Genomic DNA, 24,101 nt, shown 5'->3' with positions numbered 1-24,101 from the left:
AACCTGCCCCTCAGCTCGCGTCGTTGGCCGGACGCAGACCGAACACGTCCAGCATGGTATTGAGTTTGGCGGTGGTCTCGTCCCATTCGCTATCGGGCTCCGAGCCATCGACGATGCCGGCCCCGGCGTAGAGGCGCATGCCATTCTGCTTGAGCAGTCCGCATCGGATCGACACGGCCCATTCGCCATCACCGCGGGCGTCCATCCAGCCGACCACACCGCAGTACTGGTCGCGGCAATAGCCTTCGAGCCTCGAGATGGCCGAGCGCGCCAGATCACAGGGCGTCCCACAGACAGCCGGCGTGGGATGCAGGGCGAGCGCCATCTCGAGCGACGACACCTCGGGATCGGCAAGCCGACCCTCGATACGTGTCGACAGATGCAGCATCGAGGAGGTACGGATCACCTCAGGTGCTTCCGGCACGTCGAGCGTCCTGCAGAAAGGCGACAGGCCGGCGGCAACCGCCTCGACCACCAAGGCATGCTCGCGACGATCCTTGTCGGAGGCCATGAGCTCATCGATGACAGCCGCCTCGTCCGCGGCGTTTGCAGGCCGAGGGCGCGACCCTGCCAACGGGTTGCTGACGACCACATCGTCCTTTTTGCGCAAGAGCAACTCGGGGCTCGCGCCGAGAAGCGTGCCGCCACCGATCGTCGGCACCGCGAAGACGTAGGCCTGCGGATTACGATCGCGCAGAGCATCGACCATGGCGCGCACGTCCAGCGCCGCGTCGGCCTCGATGTCGATCGAACGGGACAGCACCACCTTGCGCAGCTCCGTCGACGACATCAGCGACAGCGCCTCCGAGACGGCGGATTTGTATTGTCGTTCGTCGGTGACCTCGCGCATGGACGCGATCACGGATGCCGCCGGCACGATTCCATCGCGTGGCAGTTCGCGTCGGACGAAGCGATACGAGGCCGGCACGTAAAGCTGGCAGACACTTCTATCGTCGAAAGGAATCGCGCCGACGACGATCGATCCGGCCTCCGTCATCCTTGAACGCTCGGCCAGCATGGCGAGCACGCTGCGCGGCAATTGCCTCGGGCAACATCCCGGCTCGGCGAGCACACGCCGCACCCCGTTGGCCAGAAGCGTCATCCTTGACGACGAGAACTCGAAGCTCGCCGTTTCCAGGCAGCCCGAATCGCGCTGCTGCCCCGTGATTTGTTCAAGCGTCTGCATCCCACTGCCCTCCCGGTGGTTCACCACATGAGCCGGCACCCCGCACGGGGATACCGTCCGACTCCGGCCTTGCGTATCCCGTCAAGGCGCGCTTCACGCGATTTCATTAGCCGAGGCTCATGGACGTTACCAACGCGACATGCAATCGTCAACACAAGTACGAATCTTTCTTATTTACACTCCGGTCGGCATGTAACTGCCCACCGCCTGGGCCATGTGCCGACAAGGGGCCGTCCGGACGGGAGTGTAAAGAGCAGGGCCGATGAGCCTGCCGAAGTTGACTCAACGAGATAAGGAATGATACTGATAACCGTTCGTATTTGTTAAAAAATAAGGAGGGACCTGATGAAAACCAATCGTGCGGCCACGTTCGGCCGAAGCGCGCTGACAACCGGCATCCTGATCGCGCTGGCCTCCCCCGCCCTGGCGCAGGACGCCGAAATCCTGAGCCCGGTGACGGTCACCGCCACCACCACCTCGCACTCGAAAAGCAAGGCACCGGCATCCATCTCCGTGCTGACGCAGGAAGACATCCGGGAGATGCCGATCAACGATCTCAGCGACGTGCTCAAGCGCCTGCCGGGCGTCTACCAGGGCGCGGGCAACGGTACCGGCCGTAGCGACGTCAGCATTCGTGGGCTGGGATCCAAGTACACACTGGTGCTGATCGACGGCAAGCGCATTTCCACCGGGGAGGTCCTGTGGCGGGGCAGCGATTTCGACACCTCCCCGGTACCGCTGAGCGACATCGAGCGCGTCGAGGTCATCCGCGGTCCGATGTCGGCACTGTACGGCTCGGACGCGATCGGCGGCGTGGTCAACATCATCACCAAGGGGCCGTCTTCCGACTGGACCGGCAGCCTGACCAGCACCTACCAGACCACCGACGACACGGGCGGCGAACAGATTCGTAACGGCGTTTCGGCGCGGGGACCGCTCTCGGAAGACGTGTTCTTCAAGGTCAACGCCGAAACCTACAACCGCAATGCCTGGCAACCGGACGAGTCCAGTCAGGTGCCGCGCCTGGAGGAGAAACAGACGCGCAATCTCAACGCCACCGTGAGCTGGATGATGAGCGACAATCAGTCGCTCGACTTCGACTACCGCCACAGCAACGACGAACGACCACTGGACTACTACGCGCCGGGCCGCACACGCGAACAAGAGGTGGATCGGGACTTGTTCAGCCTGACACACAAAGGGTATTGGAGCTGGGGCGACACCACCGTTCAGGCCCAGTACGAAACCGCCGAGATCGAGGACTACAACAGCTCCTTCGCGGTGATCGATCCGCCGGCGGATCGCAGTTACGAGCAAAAGAACATGCTGATCAATGGCTACTCGAACTTCCGGCTCGGCGATCACGCGATCACCGCCGGGGTGGAAGCCCGCCGCGACAAGGTCGTCGATCAGTACACCTACACCGATACCGGCGAGGACGAGACCGACCGCTATGCCGTCTATCTGCAGGACGAGATCGGTCTGACCAACGACCTCGCGCTTACCCTCGGCGGTCGCTACGACCATCACCAGGACTTCGGCGGGCATTTCACCCCGCGCGCCTACCTGGTTTACGGCCTCAACGAGTCGGTCACCCTGAAGGGCGGCGTGAGCCAGGCATTCAAGGCCCCGGGCCCGTACCAACTCAACCCGAACTACCAGTTGGTCAGTTGCGGCGGTTCCTGCTTCATCACGGGCGACCCGGATCTGGAACCGGAGACCAGCACCAACTACGAAATGGCCGTCGACGTTCAGCGCGAGCGCTGGAATGCCACACTCACCCTGTTCAAGAACGACGTCGAGGACATGATCGACGCGCCTTACATCCCGGGTGAGACGCAGCGCGTGTGGACCAACATCAGTGAGGTGGACATCCACGGGGTCGAGTTCGAAGGCGCCGTACGACTGACCGACACACTCGGCCTGAGCGGCAACTACACGTACCTGGACACCGAAGATGGCAACGGCGACCCGCTGACCGCCCGCCCGGATCACAAGGCGACCGTGCGGCTCGACTGGGACATGACCGGCCAGATTCATTCCTTCCTGGCGGCCAACCACCACGGCGAACAGTACATTGCGCCGCGTGGCAGCGATCCGGAATACACGGAAAGCTACCAGACCGTGGATCTCGGCCTCGGCTACGCCTTCAGCCGGCATCTCGACCTGCGTCTGGGCATCAAGAACGCCACCGACGAGCGTCCGGTCGACGACAACCCGAACTACCCGGTCATCCAGCTGGGACGTAGCTACTACGTAAGCGGCTCGTACCGCTTCTGATCCACCTCGTCGCGACGGCTACGGCATGAGCCGTTACCGTTCGCGGCACCGACATCTTCCTTGCGTCTTCATGCTTTTTTCCGCCGGAGCGGCAAACAACATCGTCCGCCTCGCGTTTCTCGCGAGCGTCGTTTCCATCGGCAGTATGATGATGATCATGCCGTTGGGACCGGATCTGGTCGAAGGCATCGGCTTCGACCCGGCGCAAATCGGCAATCTGGTCGGTGGCGCCATGCTCGGCTCGGCGGCGGCATCGGTGCTGTTCGCCGGACTGCTGGACCGATTCGACCGACGGCCACTGCTGATTTCCCTGCTGGGCGCAAGGGCACTGATTTTTCTGGCTTGCGGCTTCGCCCGCGAGCCGGCGCAATTGACGGGACTATTCATCCTGGCCGGCTGCATCAACGGCCCCACCATCGCGGTAATGATGGCCACGTTGGTCGACGTAATACCCGACCGACAGCGGGGACGGGCCATGGCCCTGGTTGCCACCGCGTTCTCGGTGGCAGCCATCCTGGCCGTGCCGCTGTCCCTGCAGCTGTCCCTGCATTTCGGTTGGCGAAGCACCTTCTTGGCATTCGGCCTCGCCGGCGTCGCCTTGACCGTGATGGCGATGGCGACGATACCGTCAATGACCGGCCACCTCGAGGCAAAGATCGACCGCGGTCTACTGTTCAAACTGCTACGTCAACCTGCCATTGGGCTGGCGTTGGCGGTCGTTGCCGGACAGACCTTGGCCCACTTCCTGATCGTGGCCAATTTCGCCAGCCACTTTCAGTTCAACCTGGGTTTTCCGCGCGAGAACATGGCGCTGCTCTACCTGATCGGCGGCATCAGCACACTGGTCCTGCTCAAGGCCTCGGGCCACTTCTTCGATCACGGCTGGCGGCACAGCAACCACATGGCCAATGCCATCCTGGCTGGTATAGCCATCACCCTGACCTACCTCGTCCACCCGCCGACCGCATCGCTCTACCTGCTCTTCGCTCTCTTCATGGCGGGGAGCACCGCCCGCACCAGTTCGACCAACAGCCTGCTGGTCTCGCTACCCCGCCCTCGGCAACGCGCGGCGTTCATGTCGCTTCACAATGCCGCCTCTGGCGTGGGATCGGGCTTGGCGGGGTTTCTGTCTAGTCTGCTACTCACGACGGCACCGGACGGACAATTGACGGGCATGAGTGGGCTGGCGATGTGCAGCCTGATCCTGACCCTCGCCATGCCAGTGATCACTTGGGTCTGGTTGAGTCCGCGTCTCACACGGCAGCCGGACTCTGCCTCCACATGACTGCTGCCAGCAAGAGGCGCGAGTCCCTCGCTCGCCAACCTCGATGTCACCCGCCCGCGGAGATCATGCGTGTTAGTGGGTCCTGAGCGTAAAAACGGGCGAGATGCCGATACAGCGATGCATCGAAGTCAAGCAGCTCGCCGGGCATCCGAAAGAAATACTCGCTGAGCACGGCAAAGAACTCGGCCGGGTTGGTGGCCGCATACGGGTCGATCGTCGGCTCGTGCCCGGCATCGATCTCCCGGTTGAGCCGGTCGAAGGCCACCTGGAAGTCATGCGTCCAGCGGGCACGATCATGGCCCTTGTCCAGCGGCGGGAAGCCGTTTTCCGCACCGTTGGTCCCATCGATGAAATGCGCCACCTCGTGGATCACCACGCTGGTGGCGACATCCGGGTCGAGCCCGGCCTCGATATCCGCCCAGGAGAGGACCAGGGTGCCATGCGACCAGGCCTCGCCGGCACGCAGATCGCGGACGTGATGCACCACGCCGTCCTCGTCGACCTCCTCGTGATCGACCTCGAAGGCATCCGCATACACCACGACCGACCGAATCCCCGCCAGCCAGCCCATGCCGAGCGAGAGCGCCGGCAAGCTCGCCAGGGCGGCGATCCGCAGCTGCATGGCATCCGTAAGCTCCATCGCTCCGCCGGCGTAGAACGGTCGCTCGGCGAGGAACTGCCCGGCCAACGGCCGCAGGCGTTCGCATTCCTCGACCGACAGCACGGACAGCTCCGGTTGACCCTGGCAGACGCGTTGCCAGGCCGGGGCCGGAATCTCGATCGCGTCACGGGAGGATCGACCGAACAGGCCGAGGAGCCAGCGCCAGACCGTCAACCCGGGGCCTCGCCGACATCGGTGGTCAGACCCATCTGTTCGCGGGTTTCCGGCAGGTAGTGCACGATCCCCTCGAGCACCCCGGCGGCGTAATTGCCGTTCATGCCGAACAGACCGCCTTGCGCGAGGTAGAGCGTGTCCTCCATCGCGCCGGCACGCACCAGCTCCCGGGCACGCGCCTTGACCGCCGGTTCGGCATTGGCGACCAGCACACCGTTGATGTGGCTGCCGAGGGCATGGAGGTCGTTGCCCGAATCGCCGGCGAATATCGCCCGACTTTCGTCGAAGGCCAGATGCTGGACGAGAAACTCGATCGCGTGCAGCTTGCTGGCATGGGTCGGCAATACATCGAGCAGCAGCACGTCGGCCGCCTCGTCGAGCGACCAGACCAGTCGCGCGTCGACTCCGTTACGCCACAGCCGGCTGTGCAGTTCGGCATCGAGCACCTCCTGGTTGGCCTGTCGGTCGACGTAATAGCTCGCCTTGAACGTCCCCTGCTTCGCCGGCTCCTGGGGCCGGAGGACGGAAATGTCGGCGAACATGTCGCTGACATCGTCGTGGGTCAGTCCGTTCCAGTCCGGCGCGATCTGATCGGTCCAGGCCGGCCAGTGAATCCAGTCGCCATCCCCATGCCCCGTCTGCGAACGCGGCGCGTAAATGGTGGTGCCGACATCACCGATGATGTAGTCGGGTTGCGGCAGCGACCACTCGTCGATGCCCTCGAGCACCAGCTGGAGATCCCGCCCGGAGACGAACACCAGCTCGACCGCCGGGTGGGCACAGAAGCGCGCCAGGCGCGGCCGCGCCTCGGCCGATTCCTCGGCCCGGCCGTTGGGAATCAGGGTGCGGTCGAGGTCACAGCACAACAGGATCGGCGCCAGCTCGCTCATGAGGACGCCCCGTCATCACCTCGCCGGCCCTCGGGCAGGGCACAGGCACCGAAGAAATCGTAATGATCGATGGCCTCGAACACGCCCGACGGCCCGCGTCCCCGGGTGAAGATCACCCGATCGAGGTCCGTCAGACCCGGTAGTTCGCTCGCCCCGTCCGGCGTGACCACCGCCCCGAGCGGATTGCCACGCAGCATGTCCTCGTCGGTCGCGACGCCACCGGCCACCAGCAGGTGATCAAGCGCAATGCCCCACTGCGTGGCGAAATAACGCAGCGCGAAGCCCTTGGAGGCACGCACCGGCATGGCCAGCAACTCGTTGCGCGACAGGCGCATCAGGTTGGCGTGGATGTCGAGTTGATGCAGCTCGTTTTCCAGCGCCTCGAAGCCCGGAAAGGCATCGGTATCCGCGATGAAGGCGTGCACGGCATGCACCCCCTGCACCGCACGGGAACGCAATTCCAGGCCGGGCGTCCGGGCCAGCAGGTTGTAGACGCGATCCGGTTGCCAGGCGTAGCCGATATGGCGACTCCAGCCTTCGTCCCGCGACAGGCGTGGGCCATAGTGAATCTGCGTGCCGCCCCGGGTGATCAGCACGTCGGGCGTGGGCACGCCCAGTTCCTTGAGCGCGCTGAGCACCTCGCGGCGCGGCCGATCGGAAACCACCGCGAAGCCGGCCTGCCGACGATGGGCACGCAATGTCTCGACCAGCCGGCGGCGCGGGCCGGCATCGGTGGAATCGCCCAGCGCCGCCAACTCGACCACCAGCGCCCGATCGACCTGAGTGAGCACATGATCGGGGAGGCTGGGGCGCACCGCGCGACGCTCGCCCTCGAACAGCCGCGCCACGCGCGCGAGGTAACTCTCGACGTGGGCATCCCAGGCGTAGCACTCGCGCACGCGCCGGATGCCGTTCTGCGAGTAGCGCCGCCAGCGCTCGCGGTCCTCGAGCAAGGCGGCAATCCGTTCGCCAATGCCCTCGGCGTCCAAGGGGTCGATCAGCTCGCCGTTCTCGCAGGCAGCGATGATGTCGCGCGGCCCGCCGTCCTCGGTCGCCAGGATCGGCGCCCCGGCGGCGGCCGCTTCGATCAGGGTCAGGCCGAACGGTTCGGTCAGCGCCGGGTTGATGAACACCCCGCGGCTGCGGGTGACCAGCCGGTAGAGATCGGGTACGTCGTCGGACTGGTGGTGACGCGGATAGGCGGCCACGCCGTAGAGGTCGTGGTAGTCGATCAGCAGCAGGATGTCGGTGAGCACCTTGCGCGGCCCGGCGTCCATGTCGCGAATGTCGTCGCGGTTGCCGGCAATGATCACCAGGTTCGCCTGTTCGCGCAGCGTGGGGTGCGCGCCGAACGCCTCGATCAGGGTGGCGATGTTCTTGCGCTCGTCGGGCCGGGACAGCGCCAGCACCATCGGTCGCTGGGGCTCGCGCAAAAAGCGACGCAGATCGGCACAGATGGGTGGCGCGAACTGCTCGGGCGGCGGCGTGAAACGCTCCAGGTTCACGCCGGGCGGTATCACCGTCATCTTGTCGGGATCGGTCCAGTCGTAGAGCCCGTACTGCTCCTCGATCTCCTGGCCGGTGCTGACCACCACCATGTCCGCGGCGGCCAGCACCTCCTCCTCGGCCCGGACGCGGATGGACATGGCGTAGGTCGACTCGATCGTCTCGCTGCTCTCGCCGCGCGCCAGCAGGCGGCGACGCTTGACGCGGCCCAGCGAGTGGCCGGTATGCGCCAGCGGCACGCCCAGGTGGTGGGCCAGCCGCACGCCGACGTAACCGGCATCGGCGTAGTGGCTGTGGATCAGGGCCGGTGTGCGCCCGATCCGGTCGATGTGTGCCAGCGCGCCGTCGACAAAGCAGTTGAGGTAGTCCCAGAGTCGCTCCTTGGGCAGGTACTCCTCGGGACCGGCATCGATACGGATGATGTGGGCGTTGTCGCCCAGATCTTCCTCGGGCTGGGCATAGTCGGCATCCACCCGCGGATCGATCACCCGTCGAGTGAACAGGTCGACGCGGCCCACCTCGGGGCGGCGCGCCAACGCCTGTGCCAGCTCGACCACGTAGAGGGTTTGCCCGCCGGTATCGGCATCGCGACCCAACTCCAGGTTTTGCCCGCGAATCAGCCCGTGCACGCTGACCAGGCAGATATAAAGTCCGTCGTTGTCACCCGTTTTCGGCATGGTGTCACTCACCTCCCTGATCTCGCTCTGCCTCGCCGCCGCGTCCGCTGCCGGGGGCATTGTCGTCGTCCTCCGCAAGCCCCAACTCCACCAGGCTCTCGGGATTGGCCAGCAGGTGGCGCGCCAACAGCAACCCGGTGGCGCTCCAGACCTGATGCAGATTGGCCCGGCGACCGATCAGGCGGCCGTGCCGACCGTCGTAGTATTCCGGCCAGCTGTCGGCCATCAAGCGCCGCTCGGCGACACGGAAGGCCCGTTCCCCCAGGTCCTGACGATCGGTGGCCAGCGCAGCGGCCACCATCGGCCAGATCAGCACCGGCCAGTTGCCGCCGTTGTGATACGACCAGGGCACGTTCTTCGGATCCGACCCGGTCATCAGGCGCCATTCGGCCCCGCGCGCCGGTGGATAGACCAGCTTGACCGGCATCTGCCCCACCAGGTCATCCCATCGCTCGGTGACGGTATGCATCAGCAGGCCGCCCTGCTTCGCGGTCGCCAATCCGGTGGTCGTGGCGAGGAAATTGCCCTGCGAGAAGAAGCGGAAATCGATGCGCCCCGGGCCGAGATTGCCGACGAAGTAGCCGCCGTCGTCCGGCAGCCAGTCGGCGACCCATTCGGGAATCGACTCGGGATAGATGTTGAAGACGTTGTCGACGTCGTGGCCGAACTTCTCGGTGGAAAAGCGGTGCACCTCGTTGAGCACGTCCAGATCCAGCCAGTAGTAGCGGCGCACGTAGTCGCGCAACACGTGACGACGGCGCTTGGCCAGATCGATCAGCCAGTGGCTGCCCTCGTCGACGGTCAGGAGATCGGCCGTGCGCAGGGTCATGTCGAACAGCGCCTGGATCTCGAGCGGGTGGCCATTGACCCCCATGCGCCGATCGACCATGAACGAGCCGTCCGGCACCAGCAGGGTCGGGAAGACCTCGAAGCGACTCTGCAGGCAGAGGCTCAGGATCATGCGCAGGCCACGCTGGACCTCCGGGGTGTGGGCGAACGCCGTGTCGCCGGTATGGCGCACGTAGGCGCGCAGCAACACCGCCCACCACATCATCGAATCGACCGGGGCGACCCGACCGATGGCCCGGTCGCCGAAGTCGGCCGACAGCTGCTCGCTGCCGTCATCGAGGGTGATGACGCGGAACGAGGCCGGCAGCACGCCCGGCGCGACCTGCTGCCCTTCCAGCTCCTCCTGCTGGCCGCGCATGCGCAGGATCATGGCGAGAAACTCGCGCACCACGTCCGAGCGCCCTTCCAGCAGCATCAGAAACGCCGCCGAGACAAAGTCGCGCACGAAGCAATCACGGTAGTTCTCGGCCGGGGCACGCGGATCGAGGCTCGCCATCGTGCCGACCGGGCGACCCTGGTAACGGATCACCGCGTCATCGAGCAGGCGATAGGCATCGGCAAGCACGGCCGACTCGTCGGCGAACCGCGGTTGGGCGAAGCAATGACGCGAGGCGTGCAGCGGTTCGGTGGCACGACTCGTGGACGGACGCTCGTTCATCCGGGGTCCTTCGCTGGTGTGGCAATGGAAGGGCGGCGGGCTCGACATGTCGTCGAACGCCCGCCAGGGTCAATTAAAACTTAGCACAGCCGATCGATGCGGTAACCGGCACCGGCGGCGGTGTCGGCCGAATCAGGGCGGCGTCAGGTTGGCGAGATCGACCGGGCGGTCGACGTCACGCACCACGCCGGCGTGATCCCATTCGATCGACCGCCCCACCGCGCCCGGGAACCCCGACTCGCCCAGTTCGGCAAGCCATCGGGCGGGGCAGGCAACCGGATGGCCGGGCGCGCCGCCATGGGTCGGACGAACGGGCAATCCGGCCTCGAGCATTGCCGCCCCCAGGCGACGGGCATCGACCGGACGAATGGCCGGCATGTCGCCCAGGAAGATCAGCACGCCGCGCAGGACGGGATCGTCTTGCAGGGCGTCGAGCCCACAGCGCCGACTGAATGGCAGGCCTCGCCGTGCATCGGGGCAGACCAGCAACTCGGCCGGCAATCGCTCCAGCAGCTCGTCCAGCAAGGGATCATGCCGCTCGACGACCACCAGCACACGCTCGCAGGTCGCCCGGGCGGTGCGCAGCACATGGGCGAGCAGTGGCTCATCCTGCCAGGGCACCCAACGCTTGTCGGCACCGAAGCGCCGCGACCGTCCGGCCGCCAGCACCACGCCGACCACCCCGGCGAGCGGCACCTGGTCAGCCGGCATCGAGCGCGTGGCGGACCAAGGGCTGCCGCGCCGTTGCCCGCTGGCGCTCGAGATGACGCGCCGCGACCAGTTCGGCGGCCATCGACACCGCGATTTCCGCCGGGGTATGCGAGCCGATATCGAGCCCCGCCGGGGCGCGCAGCCGTTCGGTATCGATGCCGAGGGCGGCCAGCCGGTCGCGACGTGCACGACTGGTGGTCGCGCCCCCCATGGCGGCGACGTGAAAGGACGGCGACTCGAGGGCATCCATCAGGGCCAGATCATCCAGCCGCGGGTCGTGGGCAACCGCCACCACCGCCGTGCGCGCATCGAGCCCGGTCGCGGCGAAGAATCGCTCGGGTGCCTCGCGATGCCGCGCCACACCGGGAACGGACCAGTCGGCATGCGGCCGCGGGTCGCAGACATCCACCTCGAAGCCCAGTGAGAGCGCCAGGGGCGCAAGGGCCTCGGCCACCGGGCCGGTACCAATGATCGCCAGCCGCCACGCCGGGCCGAAGGGCACGGCCAAGGCGTTCTCGCGACGACAGGGCGATTCCGCCACCACGCCATCGATGGGGTGAAAGCCGACCCGGCCGGTGACCAGGTCGACCTCGCGCCAGACGGCCTCGCGACGGGACACCGCCGCCAGCGCCGGACGCAGATCGGCCGCTTGTCGCGGCCACTCGACCAGCACCGACAGGGTGCCGCCACAGGGCAGGCCCGGGTGGGTGGTGCCATCGAAATGCCGCTCGACCGGCCTGCCGCCCCGCGCCGGGTCCGGATGCGCAGCGAGCCAGTCGAGCAGCTCGTCCTCGACGCAACCGCCGGAGATCGAGCCGGCCTGCCTTGGGATGCCCTCGGGCCCCGTTCCGGCCGGGTCGACGATCACCCAGATCGAGCCGGGGCGGCGGGGTGCCGACCCGTAGGTCTCGAGCACCGTGACCAACGCCACCTCTCGGCCGGCCTCGAGTGCCTCGACCGCCAGCGTCAGGGCCGCCTGACGATCGGAGGCCACCGCCGGGGACGGACTCACGCCTCGTCGCCCAGCTCGATCGGCAACCGGCGGATCGGCTTGCCGGTCAGGCTGACCAGCGCGTTGACCACGGCCGGGGCCAGCGGCGGCAGCCCCGGCTCGCCCACGCCACCCGGCGGCTGGCCCGAATCGACGATGCCGACCTCGACCTCGGGCATCTGATCCATCCTCAGTGCCGGGTAATCGTTGAAGTTCTGTTCCTGGACCCGGCCGTTCTTGATGGTGATCTTGCCGGACAGCGCCGCGGTCAGGCCGTAGGCAATCGAGGAATGCACCTGGCGCTCGACCCCCGCCGGGTTGACCGCGATGCCGCAATCGAGTGCGCACCAGACCTTGTGCACGCGGGGCTGGCCGTCCTCGATCGAGACCTCGGCCACCTGCGCGCAATAGCTGCCGAACGACTTGGCCAGCGCCACGCCGCGGGCGCGCCCCTCGGGCACCTCGCCACCCCAGTCGGCCATCTCGGCGGCACGCTTGAGCACCGCGACGTGGCGCGAATTTTCCTCGAGCAATTTCAGGCGATAGTCGACCGGGTCGATCTCCGCCCGGCGCGCCAGCTCGTCGAGAAACGACTCGACGATGTAGGCGTTGTGCGAGTGGCCCACCGAGCGCCAGAAACCCACCGGAATGCCCGGATCGACCTGAGCGTAGGACACCGCGATGTTCTCGATCCGGTAGGGATGGTCCGCCGCGCCTTCGACGGCGGCCGGATCGATGCCGTCCTTGACCATGCCGGGGGCCACGCGCGACCAGATCGATGGACCGGCGATGCGATGCACCCAGGTCACCGGCAGGCCGTCGTCACCCAGGGTGGCCGACAGTTCGTTGTAGGCCGCCGGGCGGTAGAAGTCGTGACGCACGTCGTCCGGGCGCGAGTAGATCACCTTGACCGGACGACCGGCGCGCTTGGACAGTTCGACCGCCTCGCGAACGAAGTCGGTCTCGAAGCGCCGGCCGAAGCCACCGCCCAGGAAGGTGGTGTGCACCGCGACCTTAGACGGATCGACGCCGGCGACCTCGGCGGCCACCTTCTGTACCGAGCCGGGCGCCTGGGTCGGCACCCACATCGTCACTCCCTCCTCGGTCACCGAGGCGGTGGCGTTCATCGGCTCCATGGTGGTGTGGGCCAGATACGGCACGCGATAGGTCGCGCGATGGGTGTTCTCGTCATTGCCCAACGCATCGGCACCACGCCCTTCTGTCCGCGCAGCGCGAGCATCTTGCTTGACCCGCTCCTGGAATTGCGCGTCGATCGCCTCGTCGTCGAGATCGGCCAGCTCGCCTTCGTCCCACTCGATCGAGAGCTTGCCGCGGGCCTGGTCGGCACTCCACCAGTCGCGCGCCAGCACCGCCACGCCGTGGTCGAGCTCGATCACGTCCTCGACGCCGTCCGCTTTTTTCGCCTCGGCGGCTTCCACGGATTTGAGCTTGCCGCCGAACACCGGGCAGCGCTCGACACTGGCGTGCAGCAGGCCATCCGGGCGGGCATCGATGCCGAAATCCGCCTGGCCGGTGACCTTCTGCGGCGAGTCGAGGCGCTTGGTCGGCTTGCCGATAATGCGGAAATCCGCGCGGTCCTTGGTGAAGACCTCTGTTGGTGGCTCGAGCTTGGCGGCATCCGCCAGCAGGTCCTTGTACTCGACCTGCCGACCCGTGGCGGTGTGCACCACCACGCCCGGCTCGGTGCGCAGGTCGGACAGCGGCACGTTCCAGCGGTTTGCCGCGGCCTGCATCAGCATCTCGCGGGTTGCCGCGCCCACCTCGCGCAACTTGGTGTAAAAGCCGCGCACGGTGGCACTGCCGCCGGTAACCTGGCTGCCGAGGGCCGGGTTGGCGTAGGTCTCGTCGGCGGGGGCGAACCGGGTGTCGAACTCGCCCCAGGGCAGGTCGAGCTCCTCGGCGATCATCATCGGGATCACCGTCATCGCGCCCTGCCCCATCTCGGACCCCGAGATGGTCAGCATCGTCCGGCCATCGGGATGCATCTCGATCCAGGCGTTGGGTTCGAACACCCCCGCCGAGTCCATTGCACCGGAGGTGCCGTCGGCGGCCATCGCCGACTCGGGCGCACCGAAACGAAAGCCGACCAGCATTCCACCACCAACGGCGGCGGAGACCTTGAGAAACTGCCTGCGCGTGGTCATGCCGAAACCTCCTGATCCTGGTTCTGGCCACCGTTGCCGGCCATCTTGGCGCGGGCCGCGTGCTTGATCGCCGCGCGGATCTGGTTATAGGTGCCGCAACGGCAGAGGTTGCCCTGCATGGCCCGGTCGATGTCCTCGTCGGAGGGGTCCGGGTTGTCGGCCAACAGCGCGGCGGCCTGCATGATCTGGCCGGACTGGCAGTAGCCGCACTGCGGAGCGTCCTCGGCCACCCAGGCCAGTTGCACCGGATGATCACCGGCCGAGGAAAGCCCCTCGATGGTGGTGATCTCCTTGCCGTCCGCGGAGGCGACCGGCGTGATGCACGAGCGGGTCGGCTCGCCATCGACATGCACGGTGCAGGCACCGCACAACCCGGCACCACAGCCGAACTTGGTGCCGGTCAGGCCGATGTAGTCACGGATGGCCCAGAGCAGGGGCATGTCATCGGCGACCTCGAGGGTCACGGAGCGTCCGTTGATGGTGAGTGTTGCCACGGCGGTTCTCCTGAGTTGGATGCAGAGTCGCAGACGCCCCGATTGCCGGGGCGATGAAGACAGTGCAAAGGAGCGTAGACCGTGAGTGCCGGGCCGCAATATGTTTTGAGAAACAGGGCGCCGCCGGCCCGACCTCGGCCGCGATAACGACCCGACTCAGGCGGGATCGGTGATCACGCCGTCGGCGATGTGCAGGGTGCGATCCATCCGGGCGGCCAACTCAAGATCATGAGTGACCAGAACGATGGCGCTACCCATGGCCTGATTGAGTTCGAGCATGGCCTGAAAGACCGCCTCGGTGCTGCGGGTATCGAGGTTGCCGGTCGGCTCGTCGGCCAGCACCACCGCCGGCCGGGTGACCAGCGCCCGGGCGATGGCGACACGCTGGCGCTCACCGCCCGAAAGCTCACCGGGGCGATGATCGAGCCGATGCCCCAGACCGACGCGCTCGAGCAGGGCGCGGGCCTGCGATTCGGCCTGCTCGCGCGGCTCGCGGCGGATGATCAACGGCATCGCCACGTTGGTGAGCGCCGAGAATTCCGGCAGCAGGTGATGGGCCTGGTAGACGAAGCCCAGATGCTGGTTGCGGAGCAAACCCCGACGGCGCTCGCCCATCGCCGAGAAACGCTGGCCTGCCAGCCACACCTCGCCCGCGGTGGGCTGGTCGAGCCCCGCCAGCAGAGAGAGCAGGCTGGACTTGCCCGCCCCGGACGCCCCGACGATCGCCATCCGCTCGCCGGCGTGAATGGCCAGGTCGATGCCGCGTAGCACCTCGACATTGAGGCTGCCCTCGCGGAAGGTGCGGGTGAGTTCCTTTGCCTCGAGTACCAACCGAGGGGTATCGCGGAGATCATTCATAACGCAGGGCCTGGGTCATTGCCTGGATCATTGCCTGGACGATTGCCTGGATCATTCGTAGCGGAGCGCTTGGGCCGGCTGGACACGGGAGGCGCGCCACGCGGGATACAGCGTGGCCAGGAACGAGAGGGCGAAGGCCATCAGGCCGATCAGGCCGACATCGGCCCAGTCGAGTCGCGAGGGCACTTCGCTGATGTAGTAGACGTCCGCCGGCATGAACTGGGTGCCGACCATCCCTTCGATCCAGGGCACGATCACGTCGATGTTCTCGGCGATCAGCACGCCCACGCCCACCCCGACCAGGGTGCCGATCAGACCGATCACCACGCCGGTGATGATGAAGATCATCATGATCGAGCCGGGACTCGCGCCGAGCGTGCGCAGGATCGCGATATCGCCCTGCTTGTCGGTCACCAGCATCACCAGGGTGGAGACGATGTTGAACGCGGCCACCGCCACGATCAGCGACAGGATGATGAACATCACCGTGCGCTCGATCTGGATGGCACGGAAGAAGTTGGCGTTCGACTGGGTCCAGTCCTGCGCGACGTAGGGGTAGCCCAGCCGCTGGTTGAGGTCCCGCGCCACGGCCGGTGCAGCGAAGATGTCGTCGAGCTTCAGGCGCAGCCCCGAGACGCCGTCGCCGGTGCGGAACAGTGCCTGGGCATCGGCCATGTGAATCATTGCCGTGCCGCGGTCGTACTCGTACATGCCGACCTCGAACAGCCCCACCACCGTGAAGCGTCGCTGGCGCAACATGCCGCCGACCGGCGTGACGGCCACGTCCGCGCTGATCAGCATCAATCGATCACCCAGTCCCACCCCCAGCGAGCGCGCCAGGGCGGAGCCCAGCACGATGCCGAACTCGCCGGGTTCGAGGGCCTCGAGCGCCCCCTCCTGCATGTGCGCGCCGATGTCGGTCACCGGTGATTCGCGCTGTGGCTCGATACCGCGGATGATCGCCCCGGACACCTCCGAGGCGGCCGACAGCATCCCCTCGGCCTGCACGTAGGGCGCGATGGCCTGCACCGATGGCTCCTCGCCAATCCGATCGGCAACCGTCTTCCACTCACCCAATGAGCCGCCGCGCTCGCTGACGGTGACGTGGGCGGTCATGCCGAGAATGCGTTCGCGCAACTCGTCCTGAAAGCCGTTCATCACCGAGATCACCACGATCAGGGCCGTCACGCCAAGGGTGATGCCGATGATCGAGGTCGCCGAAATGAACGACACGAACCGGTTGCGTCGTTTGGCGCGCGTATAGCGCAACCCGATCATCCATTCGAATGTCCGCCGCATGCAGACCCCTGCCTGTGCTGTAGGTGAATATCGTGGGAACGCCAAGGCGAATCGCCCCGTCGTGGGCCTTTTGGACCGCGAAGCGGCCCATTCGTGCCCACGAGCCGGGCAACAGTCTAAACCGCGCCCGGGAAACTCGGCATGCATGCCATGCCACTCGGGCCTGTCCCGCGTCCGCCGGTCATCCCGCTTGCAGCCAACGGCGGCCTGGCGCAGACTAGCGACAATCGCGCCGCCTGCCCCGCCGCGCCGGCCGCCGGGCCGCTTCTAGCAGGGCATCGGAACCGCCCGGCCAGCCGGGTCGCGACAGACGATCATTCAGGGAACGAGCCATCAATGCAAGACAAGGAGCCGAACATGACCCCGCTGACGCATCTCGCCCGACCGCTGGCTGCCGCCCTGCTGGCACTCGCCGGCATCCTGGCCGCCAGTCCGACGCTCGCCCAGGGCCTTACCCAGGCCGGCGAGGGCTCGGCCTCGGTCCACGGCCTGACCCAGGAGCAGGTCATCGCCCGTTTCGGCGAGCCGGAGCGTCGCCATGCCCCCGTGCCGGCCACGGGCGAGCATCCGACCCCGCCGATCACGCGCTGGGACTACGCCGACTTCAGCATCTTCTTCGAGAAGCGCACCGCGCTGCACCGCGTCGAGCACGGGAAATTCCCGCCGCAGTGACTACACTCCCGGAACGGACTCAACGACACGTCTAACCGGAGGAAGCTGTAATGACGGCCAATGTGGGAATGATCGACAAGTGGTTGCGCATCATAGTCGGCGTCGCGCTGATCTCCCTGGCGCTGTTCGACGTGATCGGCTGGTGGGGGTACATCGGCATCATTCCGCTCGCCACCGGGGTGATCAACTTCTGCCCGGTCTACAAGCTGATCGGGATGAACACTCGCGGCGCCGGCACGGACAAGTCCGGAGACGGCCCGGCCTGACCGCCCCACCGTCAGCCGGTAGGGAGCCTCGCCGCCAGGCGAGGGTTCTCGCACACCGATCCGGCCAACCGCCGCTCCAGAAACACGCCCCGCCCCACCGAGTGGAGCGGGGCGTTCCCATGTCCGCTCACCCCGTCGCTGACCATGGCCCTTATCGAACCTGACCCACACCGCTGGCCGCTCGGGCTGCTCCTCTTGCTGGGGAGCGTCAGCCCGTTCGCTTGGGCCGCACCACCCGCCCCGGTGGAACACGAGTTGCCGAGCGCCCTCGACGAGGCCTCCGGATTGGCGCAATCCGCCCAGCATGCCTCGCTGCTCTGGACGCATAACGACAACATCAACGACCCCGGCTCCATGCAGCGCGTCACCCCGCTCGTGTACGGCATCGACCACGACGGTCGATGGCGGCTGAGCCTGGAACTGGACGGGGTCGTCCAGCGCGACTGGGAGGCAATCGAAACCGTCCGGATCGATGGCTCGCACGGCCTAGTGGTCGCCGACACCGGCGACAACCGCGCAAGCTGGCCGGACTACGTGCTGTGGTTCATCGACGAACCGGGGACGATTCCCCCCTCGGCCAAGACCCTTGCCGCCACGCCGACACACCTGCTGCGTTTCCGCTATCCGGACGGGCCGGCCGACACCGAGGCCATGGCCGTCGATCCGCAAGGCGGCCAGATCCTGCTGCTCACCAAGCGCGAGGACCCGCCACGTCTGTTCGCCCTGCCACTGTCGGCACGCGAGGCGTTTCCCGGCGAGGGCAGCCCGCGCGAGCGCCTTGCCGGCGCGGAAGTGCACGAGGCCCGCCTGCTCGGCCCGATGGGCGGGCTGGCACCCACCGATCCGATCAACTGGCTGCTCTCGCCGCTGACCGGTCGCCAGACCAGCCTGCCCACCGGCATGGCGCTATCGCCCGACGGCCGCCTGCTGGCGGTGCTGACCTACTCGTCGTTGTATTTCTTCCGCCGTGACGTGGGCGAGCCCTGGAGCGAGGCCATTCGCCGACCGGTCGCGTCGCGTTCGCTGCCACGCATCGATCAATGGGAGGGCATCGCCTTCGACCGCTCCCCCCATCTGTTGCACATCGTGCGCGAGGGCACCGGGCCGGGAACCCTGCTTCACTTGGAGGTACCCGAGGCGGCCCGCGTGACGCACGACCCACAAACGGCCGGGGCGGGGGCGCCCGACTGAATCCAGACCCGAGGGAGGCGACCATGACAGAGACCATCCGGCGACACGTGCATGTCAGCGGACGCGTGCAGGGCGTGTTCTTCCGCGACTTCACCCGACAGCAGGCGCAGGCGCTGGGACTGGCCGGCTGGGTCCGCAATCTCGATGACGGTCGCGTCGAGGCGGTATTCGAAGGCGAGACGGATGCGGTGACGACGATGCTGGAACATCTGCGTGACGGGCCGCCACGGGCGCGGGTCGAGGACCTCGCCGTGCGCGAGGAACCGCCCGAGGGGCTGAGCGGCTTTGCGGTGAGCGGCTGAGGGTTCTCCCCAAGGGTTCTCCCCAGGGGATCAGCCGGCCAGCCGCGCGCCGGCCAGCAGCAGCTGGTAGACGCCGAAGGCGACCACCATCCCGCCGGCGACCCGGCGCACCCACGGGCGGCGCACGAAGGCGGACAACTGCGCGGCAAACGCGCCCATCGCGAGCAGATTGGGCAAGGTGCCCAGACCAAAGCCCAGCATCAGCAGCGCGCCCTGCAACGGCCCGCCCGCCGATAGCGCCCAGATCAGCACGCTGTAGACCAACCCGCAGGGCAACCACCCCCACACCAGCCCCAGGCCGAACGCCTGCGTCGGTGAGCTCACCGGCATCAGGCGACGTCCCACCGGCTCGATAAAGCGCCACAACCGCGAACCGAACCGCTCGATCCGCGTCAGCCCGAACCACCAGCCACCCACGTACAGCCCCATCATCACCATGAACAGCCCGGCGATGCCCAGCAGCACCAGCTGGGCCTGCTGCATCGGCACCAGTGACAGCCCCAGCAGCCCGATCGTCCCGGCAATCGCCCCGGCGACGGTGTAGGAGGTGATCCGGGCGAGGTTGTAGGCGAGCAGGTAGGGAAACAGCCGCGAGGCACGCTCGCGCGTCTCGGCGGGCAGGCCGAAGGTCAGCGCCCCGACGATCCCGCCGCACATGCCCACGCAGTGAACGCCGCCGAAAAACCCGACGGCCAGGGCGGCGAAGAAACTGACGTTTTCCGGCATGCTGCAACCTCTGCTTGAGTGCGTGTTCGGCGCGGGTCATCGGGCGGCCAACCACCCTTATCCCGATTCGGGACGAATCCAGCCCATGGCATCTCGTACAATGGGTCGGATGAGTCATCCCGTCGACAGCGCCGATCCGGCGAGCATTCTCGCGTATATCAACGCCAATCGCGATCACCTGGCCCTGCGTCATCTGCCACAGATCGACCGGCAGCTGCGCCGGCTCGAGGAGGGCACGCCCGACGAGGACGCCCTGCACCGACTGCTCGACCGGGCGACGGCCGCCGCCGACGAGGTCGCCGCCCGCGAGGCACTGGCGATCGACATCGACTACCCCGACAGCCTGCCGGTCTCGGGCGCGCGCGAGGAGATCCTCGCGGCCATCGCCAGCCACCCCGTGACCATCATCGCCGGCGAGACCGGCTCGGGAAAGACCACGCAGATCCCCAAGATGCTGCTCGAGCTCGGCTACGGCCGACGCGGGCTGATCGGTCATACCCAGCCGCGGCGGATCGCGGCGCGCAACGTCGCCCGGCGACTGGCCGAGGAGCTCGACGAAGGCGTACGTGGCGACGGCGACGGGCGCACCGCGGTGGGCTACAAGGTGCGCTTCTCCGACCAGACCCGCCCCAACAGCCGCGTGGCGGTGATGACCGACGGCCTGCTGCTCGCCGAGCTCACGCACGATCGCGACCTGCTGCGCTACGACGCGCTAATCATCGACGAGGCCCACGAGCGCAGCCTCAACATCGACTTCCTGCTCGGCGTGATGAAGCGCCTCTTGCAGCGCCGGCCGGACTTCCGTCTGATCATCACCTCGGCGACCATCGACCCGGAGCGCTTCGCCGAACATTTTGCCGATGACCGCAACGGCCGCCCACCGATCATCTCGGTCAGCGGCCGCGGCTACCCGGTCGAGGTGCGCTACCGCCCGCCGGAGGCCTCCCGCGACGAGGAACTGGGCTCCACGATCGCCCGCGGCGTGATGCATGCCGTCGACGAGCTGGTCCACGAGGGCCCGGGCGACATCCTGGTGTTCCTGCCCGGCGAGCGCGAGATCCGCGAGACCGAGCGCCAGCTCTCGCGCCATGGACTGCGGAACACCGAGATCCTGCCGCTGTACGCGCGCCTGTCGGCGTCCGACCAGCAGCGGGTGTTCGCCCCGCACGCCGGACGGCGCATCGTGCTGTCGACCAACGTCGCCGAGACCTCGCTGACCGTGCCCGGCATCCACTACGTGATCGACTCGGGCGTGGCGCGCATCAGCCGCTACCATCCGCGCGCCCGGCTACAGAAGCTCGGCATCGAGCCGGTCTCGCAGGCCTCGGCCAACCAGCGCGCCGGGCGCTGCGGGCGGATCGCCCCGGGCGTCTGCATCCGCCTCTTTGATGAAGAGGACTTCGACGGCCGGCCGGCCTTCACCGACCCGGAGATCCTGCGCTCCAACCTGGCCTCGGTGCTGCTGCAACTCGACTCGCTCAAGCTCGGGAGGGCCGAAGAGTTCCCCTTCATCGAGCCACCGGAACCCCGCCAGCTGGCCTCGGCCCGCAAGCACCTGTTCGAACTGCGCGCCCTCGACGAGACCGGCCGACTGACCGAGATCGGCCGCCGACTCTCGCGCCTGCCGATCGACCCGACCCTGGGCCGGATGATCGTCGCGGCCCGCGAGCACGGCGACCGGGCCACCGAGGACATGCTGGTGGTCGCCGCCTTCCTCGCCCTGCAGGACCCGCGCGAACGCCCGACGGAGGCACGGGGCGCGGCCGATGCCGCCCACCGCGACTTCGCCCTGGCCGATTCGGACTTCGCCAGTGCGCTCGCGCTCTGGTCGGCCTGGCACGAGGTGCGCCGCCACAAGAGCCGCCGCCAGGCACGCCAGTGGGCGATCAAGCGATACCTCAACGCCAACCGACTGACCGAATGGCACGACCTGGTCGGCCAGCTGCGCCAGTCGGTCGACGAGATGTTCCGCATCCGCCTGCCGGAGTTCGAGCCGATCGTGATGCCGGACAAGCCCGAGGAAGGCGAGAAGCAGAAACTCCCCGCGGCGCTGGCCGGGCGCATCGAGCAGTTGCATCAGGCGGCACTCGCCGGGCTGCTCGACCACGTCGGGATGCGCGACCCCGCTCCCCCGAAGAGCTACCAGCAGGCCGCCGGCGACCATCGCGGCAAGAAGCGCCGGGCGCCGACCGTCTACCTCGGGGCGCATAACCGGCGTTTCTACCTGTTCCCCGGCTCGGTGACCGTCAAGGCACAGCCCAAGTGGATGATGGCCGCCGAGATCGTCGAGACCTCCAAGGTATTCGCCCGGATGAACGCGCCGATCAATCCGCGCTGGCTCGAACCGATGGCCGGCCATCTCGTCACCCACGAGCACAACGAACCCAGCTGGGACCCGAAATCCGGCCGGGTGACGGCCTTCGAGACCGTGCGCCTGTTCGGCCTGCCGATCGTGACCAAGCGACGGGTCGACTTCGGCGCCATCGATCCGGTCGCCGCCCGTGACGTCTTCATTCGCCGGGCCCTGGTCGAAGGGGATTTCGAGTCAGCCCAGCCGTTCTGGCAACACAACCAGGCCCTGATCGAGGAGATCCGCACGCTGGAGGCCAAGCTGCGTCGCCCGGCCTTCCTGGTCGACGACCAGGTGCTCTACGACTTCTACCAGGCACGTGTGCCGGCCGATGTCACCGATGCCCGCAAGCTCAATCACTGGATCAAGGGCGACCGCGCCGCGGCGGCCAGCCTCGAACTGACCCGTGATGATCTGCTGGCCACCGAACCCGACGACCGGCGGCTGGCCGAACTGCCCGACCACTGGCAGGCGGGCCGCTACCGACTGAAGCTTGCCTACCACTTCGCCCCGGGCGAGCCGGATGACGGCGTGAGCCTGCATGTACCGCTCGGCTTGCTGAACCGCATCGATGCCACCCCCACCACGCATCTGGTGCCGGGCCTGCGCCGGGAGAAGATCGAGGCGATGATCCGGGCGTTGCCCAAGGCCGAGCGCCGCCATTTCGTCCCGGCCCCCAGCTTTGCCGAGGCGGTCGAGGATCGCATCACCGACACCGACATGTCGCTCTCGCAGGCTGTGGCCGACGAACTGCGCCGCATGACCGGCCACGAGGTCGACCCGGCCCTGTTCGACGAGCAGAAGCTGGACGAGCACCTGCGCATGCGCTTCGTGGCCGTCGACGAGGAGGGTGAACCGGTCGACGCCGACCGCGACATCAACGCCCTGCGCGGCCGGCAGGCACAGCGCGCGCAGGAGGCGTTCAACCAGCGCAGCAAGCACCGCCTGGAGGATCATCAGGCGACCGAGTGGGACTTCGACGAGCTGCCCGACACCCTCACGGTCGAGAGCGCGGGCGCGCAGGTGGAGGCGCACCCGGCACTGGTGGACCACGGTGATCACGTGGCGATCGAGTTGATCGACGACCCGGAGCGCGCGCGCCGGATCCACGAGGCGGGCGTGGTCCGGTTGATGTTGCTGGGCCGCGCCCAGATGGTCCGGCAGGCCGAATCCGACTTGCGCGGCGACCGTTCGCTGGACACGGTGCGCCTGCACTACAGCCGTCTGAAGTCACCGCGACCGATCCCCGCCGAGGGCATGCAGGCCTCGCGGCGGGCCGACCGCGCCTTCGACCAGGAACTGATCTTCCGTGCGGCCTGGGAACTGGCCGTCGCCGATCAGCCGCCGATCCGCGACCCCGACACCTTCCGCCAGCGCCTTGCCCGTCTCGATGGCGAGCTGCCGCGCCGGGCCATGGCACTCGCCCAACGGATCAAGGCCATCCTCGAGCACCAGCACCGCCTGCGTCGTCAGCTCAGCGGCCGCCTGCCGTTGTCGGTGATCGAGGCGGCCAAGGAAATCGGCGATCAGATCGACCTGCTGGTGCACCCCGGCATGATCTGGCTGGCCAGCCCGGAACGCTTGGACGCCCTGCCGCGCTATCTCGATGGCGCCGCGAAGCGCCTGGAGAAGACCGAGCGCCAGCCGGAGCGCGATCGCATGCAGCGGGTGGCATTCGCCCCGCTAGCCGAACAGGTGCGCAATCGGCTCATGAAGGGCCGGCCGGACCTGGTCGAGTGGCAACGACGCGAGGCCCTGCTCGATCTGCTCGAAGGCCATCGCCTGGACGTCTTTGCCCAGGAGCTGGCCGGCAAGGGTGCGCCCAAGGCCAAGGATGTCGAGGCGGCCCTGTCGCCAAAATGACTGTCGCCTGACCGAAACCGGACCCCCGCTATCTGGTCTATACCCTA

At 67.3% G+C, this 24,101-nt stretch carries 19 protein-coding genes; 7 read left to right on the top strand and 12 right to left on the bottom strand.

Features of this window, described 5'->3' with window-relative positions; genetic code table 11:
* Positions 1 to 10: 10 nt before the first annotated feature.
* On the bottom strand, positions 11 to 1,186 hold the full coding sequence (locus tag SR882_RS01880; protein ID WP_322521662.1) for an isochorismate synthase: 1,176 nt from the start codon (positions 1,184 to 1,186) through the stop codon (positions 11 to 13).
* 345 nt (positions 1,187 to 1,531) lie between these two features.
* On the opposite strand from SR882_RS01880, the gene SR882_RS01875 reads away from it, so the two are divergent.
* Both SR882_RS01875 and SR882_RS01870 read left to right on the top strand, forming a co-directional pair.
* Positions 1,532 to 3,466: a TonB-dependent receptor domain-containing protein gene (locus tag SR882_RS01875; protein ID WP_322521661.1), complete on the top strand. Its 1,935-nt coding sequence runs from the start codon at positions 1,532 to 1,534 to the stop codon at positions 3,464 to 3,466.
* Between the two features lie 25 nt (positions 3,467 to 3,491).
* Positions 3,492 to 4,751, top strand: coding sequence for an MFS transporter (locus SR882_RS01870; protein WP_322521660.1), 1,260 nt, complete (start codon positions 3,492 to 3,494; stop codon positions 4,749 to 4,751).
* A 46-nt stretch (positions 4,752 to 4,797) separates the two neighbouring features.
* Here SR882_RS01870 and SR882_RS01865 read toward each other — a convergent pair whose 3' ends face one another.
* The 10 genes from SR882_RS01865 to SR882_RS01820 form a co-directional block, all read right to left on the bottom strand.
* Positions 4,798 to 5,586, bottom strand: a complete 789-nt coding sequence (locus SR882_RS01865; RefSeq protein ID WP_322521659.1) for a M90 family metallopeptidase — start codon at positions 5,584 to 5,586, stop codon at positions 4,798 to 4,800.
* Positions 5,583 to 6,476, bottom strand: a complete 894-nt coding sequence (locus tag SR882_RS01860) for an HAD-IIB family hydrolase (RefSeq protein WP_322521658.1) — start codon at positions 6,474 to 6,476, stop codon at positions 5,583 to 5,585. Before SR882_RS01860 ends, SR882_RS01865 begins: the two co-directional genes overlap by 4 nt.
* On the bottom strand, positions 6,473 to 8,671 hold the full coding sequence (locus SR882_RS01855) for an HAD family hydrolase (RefSeq protein ID WP_322521657.1): 2,199 nt from the start codon (positions 8,669 to 8,671) through the stop codon (positions 6,473 to 6,475). Before SR882_RS01855 ends, SR882_RS01860 begins: the two co-directional genes overlap by 4 nt.
* Complete coding sequence (locus tag SR882_RS01850; RefSeq protein ID WP_322521656.1) at positions 8,664 to 10,166, bottom strand: glycoside hydrolase 100 family protein; 1,503 nt, start codon at positions 10,164 to 10,166, stop codon at positions 8,664 to 8,666. Before SR882_RS01850 ends, SR882_RS01855 begins: the two co-directional genes overlap by 8 nt.
* 132 nt (positions 10,167 to 10,298) lie before the next feature.
* On the bottom strand, positions 10,299 to 10,877 hold the full coding sequence (locus SR882_RS01845) for a nucleotidyltransferase family protein (protein WP_322521655.1): 579 nt from the start codon (positions 10,875 to 10,877) through the stop codon (positions 10,299 to 10,301).
* A complete protein-coding gene (locus SR882_RS01840) occupies positions 10,867 to 11,889 on the bottom strand; it encodes an XdhC family protein (RefSeq protein ID WP_322521654.1) in 1,023 nt (340 codons plus the stop codon). The genes SR882_RS01845 and SR882_RS01840 overlap by 11 nt, the downstream gene beginning before the upstream one ends.
* Complete coding sequence (locus SR882_RS01835) at positions 11,886 to 14,033, bottom strand: xanthine dehydrogenase family protein molybdopterin-binding subunit (protein ID WP_322521653.1); 2,148 nt, start codon at positions 14,031 to 14,033, stop codon at positions 11,886 to 11,888. The genes SR882_RS01840 and SR882_RS01835 overlap by 4 nt, the downstream gene beginning before the upstream one ends.
* Complete coding sequence (locus SR882_RS01830) at positions 14,030 to 14,527, bottom strand: (2Fe-2S)-binding protein (protein ID WP_322521652.1); 498 nt, start codon at positions 14,525 to 14,527, stop codon at positions 14,030 to 14,032. Before SR882_RS01830 ends, SR882_RS01835 begins: the two co-directional genes overlap by 4 nt.
* 156 nt (positions 14,528 to 14,683) lie before the next feature.
* A complete protein-coding gene (lolD, locus tag SR882_RS01825; RefSeq protein WP_322521651.1) occupies positions 14,684 to 15,385 on the bottom strand; it encodes a lipoprotein-releasing ABC transporter ATP-binding protein LolD in 702 nt (233 codons plus the stop codon).
* A 51-nt stretch (positions 15,386 to 15,436) separates the two neighbouring features.
* Positions 15,437 to 16,684 (bottom strand): lipoprotein-releasing ABC transporter permease subunit, encoded by a 1,248-nt coding sequence (locus tag SR882_RS01820; protein ID WP_322521650.1) that lies wholly within the window; start codon positions 16,682 to 16,684, stop codon positions 15,437 to 15,439.
* 357 nt (positions 16,685 to 17,041) lie between these two features.
* On the opposite strand from SR882_RS01820, the gene SR882_RS01815 reads away from it, so the two are divergent.
* The 4 genes from SR882_RS01815 to SR882_RS01800 all read left to right on the top strand — a co-directional run bounded on the left by SR882_RS01815 (position 17,042) and on the right by SR882_RS01800 (position 19,115).
* Positions 17,042 to 17,356 (top strand): hypothetical protein, encoded by a 315-nt coding sequence (locus SR882_RS01815; RefSeq protein WP_322521649.1) that lies wholly within the window; start codon positions 17,042 to 17,044, stop codon positions 17,354 to 17,356.
* A 50-nt stretch (positions 17,357 to 17,406) separates the two neighbouring features.
* Positions 17,407 to 17,622, top strand: coding sequence for a YgaP family membrane protein (locus SR882_RS01810; protein ID WP_322521648.1), 216 nt, complete (start codon positions 17,407 to 17,409; stop codon positions 17,620 to 17,622).
* A 144-nt stretch (positions 17,623 to 17,766) separates the two neighbouring features.
* Positions 17,767 to 18,813, top strand: a complete 1,047-nt coding sequence (locus tag SR882_RS01805) for a hypothetical protein (protein WP_322521647.1) — start codon at positions 17,767 to 17,769, stop codon at positions 18,811 to 18,813.
* A gap of 23 nt (positions 18,814 to 18,836) precedes the next feature.
* A complete protein-coding gene (locus tag SR882_RS01800) occupies positions 18,837 to 19,115 on the top strand; it encodes an acylphosphatase (protein WP_322521646.1) in 279 nt (92 codons plus the stop codon).
* 30 nt (positions 19,116 to 19,145) lie between these two features.
* Here the strand turns inward: SR882_RS01800 and SR882_RS01795 are convergent, their stop codons facing one another.
* Complete coding sequence (locus SR882_RS01795) at positions 19,146 to 19,841, bottom strand: sulfite exporter TauE/SafE family protein (protein ID WP_322521645.1); 696 nt, start codon at positions 19,839 to 19,841, stop codon at positions 19,146 to 19,148.
* An 85-nt stretch (positions 19,842 to 19,926) separates the two neighbouring features.
* Between SR882_RS01795 and hrpA the strand changes: the two genes are divergently transcribed.
* The gene (hrpA, locus tag SR882_RS01790) at positions 19,927 to 24,054 is read left to right on the top strand and encodes an ATP-dependent RNA helicase HrpA (RefSeq protein ID WP_322521644.1); all 4,128 of its coding nucleotides are present in this window, start codon (positions 19,927 to 19,929) and stop codon (positions 24,052 to 24,054) included.
* Positions 24,055 to 24,101 lie beyond the last annotated feature (47 nt).

The organism is Guyparkeria halophila, from assembly GCF_034479635.1.
In the GTDB taxonomy this organism is placed as follows: domain Bacteria; phylum Pseudomonadota; class Gammaproteobacteria; order Halothiobacillales; family Halothiobacillaceae; genus Guyparkeria; species Guyparkeria halophila.
Note: the sequence above shows the minus strand (reverse complement) of the source record. Positions and strands in the feature narration are given on the sequence as shown.

What these genes read in the sequence shown, in the direction of transcription:
- SR882_RS01860 (WP_322521658.1), bottom strand. Translation starts at nt 6,476, where the DNA reads ATGAGCGAGCTGGCGCCGATCCTGTTGTGCTGTGACCTCGACCGCACC.
- SR882_RS01845 (WP_322521655.1), bottom strand. Translation starts at nt 10,877, where the DNA reads ATGCCGGCTGACCAGGTGCCGCTCGCCGGGGTGGTCGGCGTGGTGCTG.
- SR882_RS01820 (WP_322521650.1), bottom strand. Translation starts at nt 16,684, where the DNA reads ATGCGGCGGACATTCGAATGGATGATCGGGTTGCGCTATACGCGCGCC.
- SR882_RS01815 (WP_322521649.1), top strand. Translation starts at nt 17,042, where the DNA reads ATGACCCCGCTGACGCATCTCGCCCGACCGCTGGCTGCCGCCCTGCTG.
- SR882_RS01875 (WP_322521661.1), top strand. Translation starts at nt 1,532, where the DNA reads ATGAAAACCAATCGTGCGGCCACGTTCGGCCGAAGCGCGCTGACAACC.
- lolD (WP_322521651.1), bottom strand. Translation starts at nt 15,385, where the DNA reads ATGAATGATCTCCGCGATACCCCTCGGTTGGTACTCGAGGCAAAGGAA.
- SR882_RS01835 (WP_322521653.1), bottom strand. Translation starts at nt 14,033, where the DNA reads ATGACCACGCGCAGGCAGTTTCTCAAGGTCTCCGCCGCCGTTGGTGGT.
- SR882_RS01800 (WP_322521646.1), top strand. Translation starts at nt 18,837, where the DNA reads ATGACAGAGACCATCCGGCGACACGTGCATGTCAGCGGACGCGTGCAG.
- SR882_RS01795 (WP_322521645.1), bottom strand. Translation starts at nt 19,841, where the DNA reads ATGCCGGAAAACGTCAGTTTCTTCGCCGCCCTGGCCGTCGGGTTTTTC.
- SR882_RS01870 (WP_322521660.1), top strand. Translation starts at nt 3,492, where the DNA reads ATGAGCCGTTACCGTTCGCGGCACCGACATCTTCCTTGCGTCTTCATG.
- SR882_RS01810 (WP_322521648.1), top strand. Translation starts at nt 17,407, where the DNA reads ATGACGGCCAATGTGGGAATGATCGACAAGTGGTTGCGCATCATAGTC.
- hrpA (WP_322521644.1), top strand. Translation starts at nt 19,927, where the DNA reads ATGGCATCTCGTACAATGGGTCGGATGAGTCATCCCGTCGACAGCGCC.
- SR882_RS01850 (WP_322521656.1), bottom strand. Translation starts at nt 10,166, where the DNA reads ATGAACGAGCGTCCGTCCACGAGTCGTGCCACCGAACCGCTGCACGCC.
- SR882_RS01805 (WP_322521647.1), top strand. Translation starts at nt 17,767, where the DNA reads ATGGCCCTTATCGAACCTGACCCACACCGCTGGCCGCTCGGGCTGCTC.
- SR882_RS01880 (WP_322521662.1), bottom strand. Translation starts at nt 1,186, where the DNA reads ATGCAGACGCTTGAACAAATCACGGGGCAGCAGCGCGATTCGGGCTGC.